The organism is Moorena sp. SIO4E2 (assembly GCF_010671945.1).
In the GTDB taxonomy this organism is placed as follows: Bacteria; Cyanobacteriota; Cyanobacteriia; order Cyanobacteriales; family Coleofasciculaceae; genus Moorena; species Moorena producens.
The window spans coordinates 1-9,330 of the sequence record NZ_JAAHIE010000286.1; the positions used below are offsets into that span (position 1 = coordinate 1).

General features: G+C 42.4%; 10 protein-coding genes. 7 read left to right on the plus strand and 3 right to left on the minus strand.

The features are described 5' to 3' along the window. Nucleotides 1-725 precede the first annotated feature (725 nt). Nucleotides 726-848, minus strand: a complete 123-nt coding sequence (locus F6K37_RS24135; protein ID WP_267875502.1) for a hypothetical protein — start codon at nucleotides 846-848, stop codon at nucleotides 726-728. Between the two features lie 82 nt (nucleotides 849-930). Further along, nucleotides 931-1,092 (minus strand): hypothetical protein, encoded by a 162-nt coding sequence (locus tag F6K37_RS24140; protein ID WP_154659758.1) that lies wholly within the window; start codon nucleotides 1,090-1,092, stop codon nucleotides 931-933. A 228-nt stretch (nucleotides 1,093-1,320) separates the two neighbouring features. Between F6K37_RS24140 and F6K37_RS24145 the strand changes: the two genes are divergently transcribed. Next, on the plus strand, nucleotides 1,321-1,653 hold the full coding sequence (locus tag F6K37_RS24145; protein WP_008182974.1) for a hypothetical protein: 333 nt from the start codon (nucleotides 1,321-1,323) through the stop codon (nucleotides 1,651-1,653). Then, the gene (locus F6K37_RS24150) at nucleotides 1,650-1,985 is read left to right on the plus strand and encodes a hypothetical protein (RefSeq protein ID WP_008182976.1); all 336 of its coding nucleotides are present in this window, start codon (nucleotides 1,650-1,652) and stop codon (nucleotides 1,983-1,985) included. The genes F6K37_RS24145 and F6K37_RS24150 overlap by 4 nt, the downstream gene beginning before the upstream one ends. Nucleotides 1,986-2,126: 141 nt before the next feature. Here the strand turns inward: F6K37_RS24150 and F6K37_RS24155 are convergent, their stop codons facing one another. Continuing rightward, the gene (locus F6K37_RS24155; RefSeq protein WP_008182978.1) at nucleotides 2,127-2,531 is read right to left on the minus strand and encodes a Spy/CpxP family protein refolding chaperone; all 405 of its coding nucleotides are present in this window, start codon (nucleotides 2,529-2,531) and stop codon (nucleotides 2,127-2,129) included. Nucleotides 2,532-2,755: 224 nt separating this feature from the next. Here F6K37_RS24155 and F6K37_RS24160 point away from each other — a divergent pair, with 224 nt between their 5' ends. From F6K37_RS24160 to F6K37_RS24180, 5 genes are all read left to right on the plus strand, one after another. Next, entirely contained in the window at nucleotides 2,756-3,994 is a 1,239-nt protein-coding gene (locus tag F6K37_RS24160; RefSeq protein WP_008182981.1) for a sensor histidine kinase, read from the plus strand. A 246-nt stretch (nucleotides 3,995-4,240) separates the two neighbouring features. Then, the gene (locus tag F6K37_RS24165) at nucleotides 4,241-4,888 is read left to right on the plus strand and encodes a response regulator (RefSeq protein ID WP_044492827.1); all 648 of its coding nucleotides are present in this window, start codon (nucleotides 4,241-4,243) and stop codon (nucleotides 4,886-4,888) included. A gap of 391 nt (nucleotides 4,889-5,279) precedes the next feature. After that, nucleotides 5,280-5,477 (plus strand): hypothetical protein, encoded by a 198-nt coding sequence (locus F6K37_RS45615; RefSeq protein ID WP_044492812.1) that lies wholly within the window; start codon nucleotides 5,280-5,282, stop codon nucleotides 5,475-5,477. A 674-nt stretch (nucleotides 5,478-6,151) separates the two neighbouring features. Next, nucleotides 6,152-7,009 carry a hypothetical protein gene (locus F6K37_RS24175; protein ID WP_229414577.1) on the plus strand — a complete coding sequence of 286 codons (858 nt, stop codon included), beginning with the start codon at nucleotides 6,152-6,154 and terminating at the stop codon, nucleotides 7,007-7,009. 101 nt (nucleotides 7,010-7,110) lie between these two features. Beyond that, nucleotides 7,111-9,129: an AAA family ATPase gene (locus tag F6K37_RS24180; protein WP_287252628.1), complete on the plus strand. Its 2,019-nt coding sequence runs from the start codon at nucleotides 7,111-7,113 to the stop codon at nucleotides 9,127-9,129. The last annotated feature ends 201 nt before the right edge of the window (nucleotides 9,130-9,330 follow it).

Below are 9,330 nucleotides of genomic sequence, written 5' to 3' on the forward strand. Positions count from 1 at the left end.
CGAACATACAGTTGCTCTGGATTGAACCTGGGTCCGTCAATATCTGTACCAATATATCGATATCCCATGTTATATTAGTATCTCCTAAGGTATAACTAAGCTTAGATTTATCTCTCAATTCAGCTCTACAACCCAGTGTCGAGGTAAAACTTGAAGCCCAGATTCACTTGGCTTGATTGCTTATAAGTGTTCACTACATACTTGACTCACTTACTAGTCAAATTAGTACCACTATCCTCACCCAAGACCAACATCTGGTTCAAGCTAGACATTCTTCCATATCCTCAATACTTCCCCAGCTTCATGGGGAAAGCATTTTTCTTCATAAATCTTAAAATAGGTTGGTGGCGATCGCCTATTTCCTTTATTTTTACTTTATAAATGCTCTGTTTGAGCAAATATATAGTTTTTAACCTCCCCAGCTTCAATCTACATCTTCTTACTCTAGAATGATTTGCCCTGCACAATGTAGGGGATGATCCGGGGGATACATTACTCTAGATGGTCTATTGACTTCCTTTGTATGACCATAAGTGTTTTGAGAGCCTCGTTTTACGATAATCAACAGCGTTGCACTCCCCTTGAGATTGTTGCAAATTACCTTCTGATTAACCTGGATAACAGTAGTGGTAATCTCTACCCTTTGAGCAGTTCCAAAAAACTATTGCATTGGCGCACCGATAAGTCAAATGGGTGGCGACATCTGTGGCTAATCGTATTAATGACTAATTACAGTAAATGCGATCGCGTAGCGGCTCTTTTGGAGCATCGCTTTTAGCGTGGCCTACGGCCAATCGCGTAGCGGCTCTTTTGGAGCATCCCGTAGCTTGACCTATGGTCAATGCCATGATCAGCGCCTCGGTTCCAAGTTTCCAAAAAACTATTGCATTGGCGCACCGATAAGCCAAATGGGTAGCGCTATAGCAAATTTCAGGCAAATACTTGATATTTGGCTAAAATTACCATAATATCATAAATAGGTTGATACAGCAAGCCCACCGAGACGAGCCGTAACCAACCGGGAGCGAGATGCCAGACCCATAGCTTTGCCCGGCAAGGTCTGCCACTGGCTCTTGCAATCAAGAAGGCCACTTATTTGAACTTCCCCATCCGTCGCAGGAATAGGGATTCCCAGGCACAACCTAATTGGCTGTTATCGACCTGGGCGTAACTTTCCCCCGCACGGTCGGTAGCTGGTAGGGTCAATACCCAGTTTTTTTTTGAGACCCTTATTTTTTATATTAACACTATTTAAAATTCATCCCCGACCTAAGAGGACGGGGTATTCTTTTCCCTTTAAAACTCTCTCCTTCGAGAATAATGAAAAATTATCCAAAGAAGGATCCACAGACACACAACCCAAGTTGTGCCAAAGCCCAGGTCGATGGATATCAGCAAGCTCTTAGGGATTTTGGCATCACTGAATTACTCGCGAAGCTCAGCCATTGCAGTGAAACTGGCTTCCATACCAGGCTACCGATCCAGCCTATTGAAGCTGATGCTATTGCTGCAGTGCTAATTCAGCAACTCACTACCAGTCTCAACCCTAGCTGGCTAGCTCCCTATCTCCATGGCTTTCAACATCACCAAGGAGTAACAGATATAGCCTGGGAAAACCATTTGCTTTCTTTAGCGCTGGAGGTGGCATCATGAACAAACCTGATGCTTCCTTAACTCAGGCCAAGCAAGAGCTAATTAAACAATACAGCTCCTGTCAACTCGGGATGACACCAAAGGAATTCTACAGCAAATGGCCCGTGACTCACTCAATGATGGCCATGATTTGCTCCCGTTCGGTAGCGACAGTGGGGCGCTGGTTTAGCCGGGGTCGTAATTATCTGCGGCCTCAACCATCGGATTTGCGTCATCTGGCTCTGATGGATTTTTTGTTGGAGCACTTTGAGGAGATTCCCGTTCGCGTAGCGTGGCCTTTGGCCTTAGAACTGCGGAACATGCTCTGTCCCCCAAATCACGATCAGTGCTGACAGCTTGACCGCTGATAGCTGAATGCTTACAAGAAAACTTGTCAATTGTTAATGGTTTTTAGATTAACAATTGACAAGTAACAAGTTAGATCGAGAGAGTTGGTAATTTGTATTCCAAGAGATAATCTATTCCTAGAAAAATCACCTTCCAAATCCGCGCTTACCTCGACGTGAGCGCATTTCTTGACGAATTTGTTGGCGCTGTTCCTCGGTGAGAATACCCCTCATATCTTCTCGTGCTGACTTGTGAATCTCGCGCATTTGGTCTCGCTGCTCTTGAGAGAGATTCATACCCTCCCTTGCTTCTCGGAGTTGACGGCGCAGTGTTTTTATAGTTTGGAACCGCCGTTGTTGCTCGGGAGTGAGAATATCCTCAATTTTAGCTTCAGTATTGTTACGGATGTTTTCAAACTGCTCTTTTTGCTGGTTAGTAAGGTTAAGTTTGGATAAAAATGGAGGCATTCCTTCGGCGTTAACTGCCATGGGAAAAGTAGTGAGGGTAATTGCTGCGATACCTGCAAATAGAGAAAAGCGTTTGATGTTCATGATGTTCACTCTTTAGCTATTTATAAGTATGTATTTTGTGATCTGATTTCTGTTTGATGTCTCTATCCTAAAAACGGAGAGGGTGAAACCACATGAGGCAAAAGACCTGAATTCCTCTAGGACTTTAGTCCTGGGCTAGATATGACCAATGGGTCTTGCGTTACCTTCGACACATGGATTAAGGTTGTTGGTTGTTTGTTATTGGTTGTTTACAAGAATCGTGAATGCGCCATCCTATTCACATTACTAACCACCCAATTCGATTTCTGCTCTACCTGGAGTGGATACTGCTGATCATTACCGCTTTGGTGGAATTACTAAAACTTCCTTTTCCCCCGCTACCTAGGTCGCCACTACTCAATCTTGTTTTCCTGGGAGTATTTGGGTTAATGGGATTGAGATTACCAACAAATCAGCCTATTTATAAGATACTTTACACCGCCGCCGAAATTGGGGTAATTCTCTTAGCGTCCATAGTGGGACACATTCGGCTGTTGCAACTGATGTTAATTATATTAGTTGTTCGCAACTGTTTTATCTTTGAGTTCCAAGGTCGCTTAGTGATGACTGGATTTGCGCTGATATTATTCCTAATGAGGCAAATGGTTCGATTTCAGCATCATGCTCTGAGGCATCGTCCTCCCTTTAGACCACCTCCTGTGTTCAGACCACCACCGACAGGGTTGATTCCGGAGCGATTACTATTTATCTTATTGAGTTCTGTCTTGATATTTGTATTGGTTTTAATCGTTTTGCAGCTATTAGTGGATGCTGTACTATCAGAACGAAAAAGTCGGGAAGACCTGGCACAGGCTAATGCTCAACTGCGTCAATATGCCCTCCGGATTGAAGATATTGCTACGCTGCAAGAACGTAACCGTATTGCTCGGGAAATTCATGACTCCTTAGGACATTCTTTAACTGTATTCAATTTACACTTGGAAGCAGCTTTAAGACTATTACAATCTGACCCGGCTGAAGCCAAAGAATTTATATTAGAAGCGAAACAACTGGGTAAAACTGCTCTGAAGGATGTACGTCAATCCGTTGCTTCCTTGCGTTTAAATCCTTTACAAGAGCAATCTCTAGAAAATGCGATCGCATCCCTAATCGACGACTTCCAAAAGTCCACAGCCATCTCACCCACATACCATCTTAACCTAAAGCGTTCAATCCCTGGCGACATCAAAATCGCAGTTTACCGTATTGTCCAAGAAGGGTTGACAAATATCTTTAAATATGCTAAACCTACTGAAGTAGACATCCAAATTCAGACAGCAACAGATTTACAATTAATTATTAAAGACAACGGCATTGGATTTTCCCTCAACCAGAACACAACCGGTTTTGGTTTACAAGGAATGCGAGAACGCACCCAAGCCTTAGGAGGAACCTTTAAAATTGAGACAGCACCAGGAGCTGGCTGCAAAATTATCGCTCATTTTCCCTTACCAAAGGTTTAATTTATATAGCAATCAGCAATCAGCAATCAGCAATCAGCAATCAGCGGTCAGCAATCAGCAATCAGCAATCAGTTATCAGCAATCAGTTATCAGCAATCAGCGGTCAGCAATCAGCGGTCAGCTATCAGCTATCAGTTTATGCTTACATGAGCTTTTACCCAGACTTTCAATTTTCATTAATCTCGAACTATTAAATTATCCCATTTGAGGTTGATTTTCAGCTGACAGTTGATAACTTTATTAATGATGATTCGTATTTTACTCGTAGATGACCAGAGTCTAATTCGGCGTGGATTAAAAGCCTTGCTGAAGTTAGAAGAAGACTTACAGGTAGTCGGTGAAGCCGAGAATGGACAAACTGCAATTAGTTTGGTAAAAACTTTACAGCCAGATGTTATACTAATGGATATTCGGATGCCTGTCATGGATGGCGTCGCTGCCACTCGGGAAATTTGTCAGCAATTCCCAGATACAAAGGTATTAGTACTAACTACCTTTGATGATGACCAGTACGTTACCCAAGCCATACAGTGCGGAGCAGCCGGATATTTGCTGAAGGATACCCCTCCAGAAGAATTAGCCCAGTCAATTCGAGCGGTGCAAAAAGGTTATACTCAGTTAGGCCCTGGTATAGGCAGAAAAGTCGCTGCTCAAATGCGAGACCCAACTCCGAGTCCACCTCCGGGTTGGGATGAACTAACTCCCAGAGAGCAGGAAATTTTACGACTAATTGCTACCGGTGCTAGCAACCGAGAGATTGCTCAGACGTTGTATATTTCTGAAAAGACCGTGAAAAACCACGTTACTCATATTTTGAGTCGGTTGAATGTACGCGATCGCACTCAAGCAGCAATTTTAGCAAACTCCATGTTTGTAAATTTTAATGATAACTGATTATTGAGCTAGCATTTGTAAGCTGTCAGCCGTCAGCTGTCAGCTGTCAGCTTTATGAATTCCTGACAGCAGACGTAACAGAGATTAAAGCAATCCTTGCCTCTTTTATTCAAAAGCTGTTCCCACCTATAGCAATCTTAAATCATTTGTAAAATCACTGGACTTGTTAAAAAATAGCTCTTTTTCCCTTATGATCTGACTTCTGCCTTCTGCCTCCTGCCTTAAAGCAGCAAATTTATTTCACGAATCAGATAGGACTGCTATAAAGTAGCACTTATAAATAGCTCATAAACAATATTGCTGATTTCTGATAACATCAAAATATTTATTACTGTTCCCTGTTCCCTGCTCCCTGTTCCCTGTTCCCTGTTCCCTGTTCCCTTTACTATATATGAGTTCCTCTTCTCAATCTGAAACTTTGATAATTGCCTACTTTTTTGGCGCTCTTCTCGCTATCACCGTTATGGTTTACTTGCTCAGAGGTTTTGGTATTCTTACCTTTCTTCCTGGTGGTATCCTGTGGCTATTGATCTTGTTATCGATTGGTACAGGTCTAGTTTATGGGGTTCAGAAAACTCGACGTTATTAAGGGAATAGGGAATAGGGAGTAGGGAGTAGGGAGTAGGGAGTAGGGAGTAGGGGTAAGAAAATTGACTGTAGCTAAGCATTCAGCTATCAGCGTGTCGCGTATCAGCGTGTCGCGTATCAGCCTTGGCCTTTGAGCCACGCTACGGGAATGGCCACGCTACTAGATCGGTACTTTGTGGCATAGGCTTAATGCCTGTGACGTAACGCTGACGGCTGTTCGCGAAGCGTGAGCCTTGGGCTCACGGCTGATAGCTGAATGCTTTCGCTTCGGTCGTCAGCTATCAGAATTTCGGGTATCAGCGTTTTGAGGATTTTCCCTGAATACTAATCTAATCGCGGCCTTCAGCTGATATGATGTCAGGATAATTACCCTTAATCGAAATCTCCCCATCTCCCCATCTCCCCAAACCTCCCATCCTCCCCGCGCCCCCGCCCCCTTAATGATGGGTATTCAACCAGACTTGAGATAAGTCTGATGTCGGTAAGCATTCAGCCTAGTATGGTACAACGTAAATAAAGATACTATTGAAAAGTAGCGAAAGGCTTATATAATAAGAATTCTGCTCAGGGCTGATAGTTAAGGGCTGATCGCCCGTCCGCTGAGGGCTGACAGTAGAATCTATTGCGGAAATCCTTGACTACTACGTGGTTATAGGGAATACAGTTAGGTTAATCTTGAACAAAAGTGAGGTAACGACAATCAACATGGAAGCTATTGAACTGGAAGTCAGCCAACTAAAATTTTTACTGAAGCTACTGAGCAAACCGGATTATCGGGCAACGATTACGGAAGCCAAGCCCAATTCTAAAACCTCAGCGGGGGAACGAGATCGAATTTGTCAGGCGTTATGCGATCGCAATTTGATTGAGTCTAATACAGAAATCACGAAAATTCAGATCACTGATGCAGGCAAGGAACTCCTAAACCAAGATCAGGCTGACTCACAACTGAGCACGAAAGAGCGCAAAATTCTTAAAGCCTGTGAAACAGAACCGACTACTCCGGCCAAGACAAACGTCAAGCCTGCTAAGACCCGCAAGGAAATCATGGACAGTTTGATAGAGCAGGGCTATATCACAGTAGCAGAAACTAAATTCAAAGATGTCTGGATTACTGAAGCAGGTATTGAGTACCTCTTAAATAATTATAAACCCGTTGGTCGTGGCAATATCAATCTGTCTAAAACCATGCTAGCGGATTACATCGATTTCCTGCGGAAACAGCTACCAAACTCAACAACTACAATCTCAGCTCTAGTCAATCCCCCTACTAATGAAGAAATATTACAAATTATCAAGAATTTAGACCAAGAACTGGGTACAGAAAACTATTTGCCACTGTTTCATTTGCGCCAAAAGTTACAACCCCCTTTGTCTAGGGAAGAATTAGATAAAGCACTGTATAGCTTGCAAGCAGAAGATAAAATTGATCTGAGTGCTTTGGAAGAAGCCAATATGTATACAGAGGAACAAATTGAAGCTGGTATTCCTCAAAATACCGGGGGGAGGCTATTTTTCATTATGGTGCAGTAAAGTATGATCCTAAAGTAGGAGACAAAGTATAATACACTAACCCCAGACTTCCCAATTGTTAATCCTCTATCCTTTTCCAAACTATAGATGGAATTTTAGAGATGGCAACGATCCAGGAAATAATTAAACAAGCTCCAAATCCGTTTGACCCCGTAACCTTTACTACGGGTAATTTTTGGGAAGATCCAGACAATGGGGCTGTTAATGTCACATCGATTCATCAAGATGAAATTAATCAGATAACCAGCACCCTCAGTGCGGTGACTCAAGACCATCGACCCCGCACTATCTTACTGGCTGGTGATCCTGGTTCGGGGAAAAGTTATCTGTTAAAACGGCTCAAACAGCAGTTCAATCAAAAAGCCTTTTTTGCTTATATTGGTCCTTGGGCAAATAGCGATCGCATCTGGCGCTATATCCTTAGGGAAACCGTTGACAGTCTGGTCAAAGTCCCAGAAGGGGAAAAAGAGTCTCAGTTGCTGCTGTGGCTAAAGAGTCTCCCGGCCTTTAAAAAAACCGGCTGGCTCCGGAATGAGCGACAACGGTTTATTGCTGACCTCAGAGCTAGCTATCCAGGGGGAATTCATAGAAATAAAGAGTTTTTTGGAGTGCTTTATGAGCTAACTAATCCAGAACGGGATTACCTGGCTTATCAATGGTTAAGGGGAGAAGATTTAGATGAAGATGACCTGCAAACCCTTGGGGTCAGAGGCTCTATAGATAACGAAGACGATGCTCAGAACATCTTAATCAACTTCGGGAGAATTTCTGAATCCACCAAGCCGATTGTGCTGTGTTTTGACCAATTGGATAATATCCCTCGTTTGCCCGATGGTTATCTGGATCTAGAAGCTCTGTTTAATGTCAACTCTACCCTTCATACTCGCTATCCCAATAACATGCTGATTATAATCAGCATGATTACTAATACTTTGAAGCGCAATCAAAAACAAATTAAACCCGCTAATATTGCTAGACTTAATCATAAAATTCTGCTCAAAAGGATTCCCCTAGAGCAAGCCGAATCGCTTTGGGCAAACCGACTCTATCCGTTACATCAGCAAGCTGACCAAAAAACCAAAACCATTTCACCGATTTATCCTTTAACTCGGCAAGACCTCGCAAAAGCATTTCCTGGTGGCAAAACCACCCCCCGGGAGACATTGACCCTGGGAAATCAGCTAATTGAAAGGTATAAAACTCAGGAATTTAATAGTTCAGAGCCATCAACCAAGACTAAATCAACTAGTCAAAATGATACTGCTAGCAAATCAATACCGAGAGCAGAAAAAGTCTTAGCTTCATTTAAATTGAAGTGGCAAAAAGAATTTAAAAAAACTGAGCAGAAAATTACCCGAATCCAGGATATTGATGAATCTCAATTGATTAAGATGTTACGAGAGGCGTTAGAAGCTCTGGAGGTCAAGGATGTTAAATCAAACTTTTTGTCAGGTAGTTGTGCCAGTTATTCCCTAAGTTACCAGCTGCCATCATCCCAGGAACGGTTCGGAGTAGTCTGGGGAGAAACTACTAATGGTAACAGCTTCTATCATCTGATGAATGCCTGTGAGAAAGCTATTCAAGGCAATCGCTGTCAAACCTTATACCTGATTCGCCATACAGAAGTTAAAAAACGTGGTCTTAAAGGCGACAAACTCTACAGCAAACTATTCAATGGTTCTGGCCATATTCACCTCAAATTAGAGGATCTATCTTCTGTTCATTACTTAGCCACTTATCATAGCTTAGTTAATCAAGCTTTTTCCCAAGAGTTAGTGCTTGCTGATACAATACTAACACTGCCAGAGTTACAAGATCTAATCCGAAAATCGGGAATTTTGCAGGATTGTCCCTTACTACAAGATTTAACTATTTTTCCTAGTCAGGTTAACGATACTCAACTTGTTACCAAGCCGGTTAAGGAATTTGTCATAAATCTGCTCAAACAGAATCAAATTATTGGTCATAACGTTTTAATTAAAACTACTCAAAATAAATTGAATTCTATTAAGGAAGTAGCAATTCACCAAGGGATTAAGGAACTGTCTCAGGAAAATAAAATTAAACTTGTACCTGGGGATGGTTCCCCAGAAAAACAATTAGTATGTTTAGTACCGTAAGCAATCAGCTATCAGCAATCAGCAATCAGCAATCAGCAATCAGCAATCAGCTATGAGACCAATTCAAGTAGGGTGGCAAAGTAAGATCATCTAGAATGCTCAAAACAAGCAAACTGTTTTTGCCCACCCTACAAGCTATCAGCAATCAGCAATCAGACCAATTCAAGTAGGGTGGGCAAAGTAAGATCATCTAGAATGCTC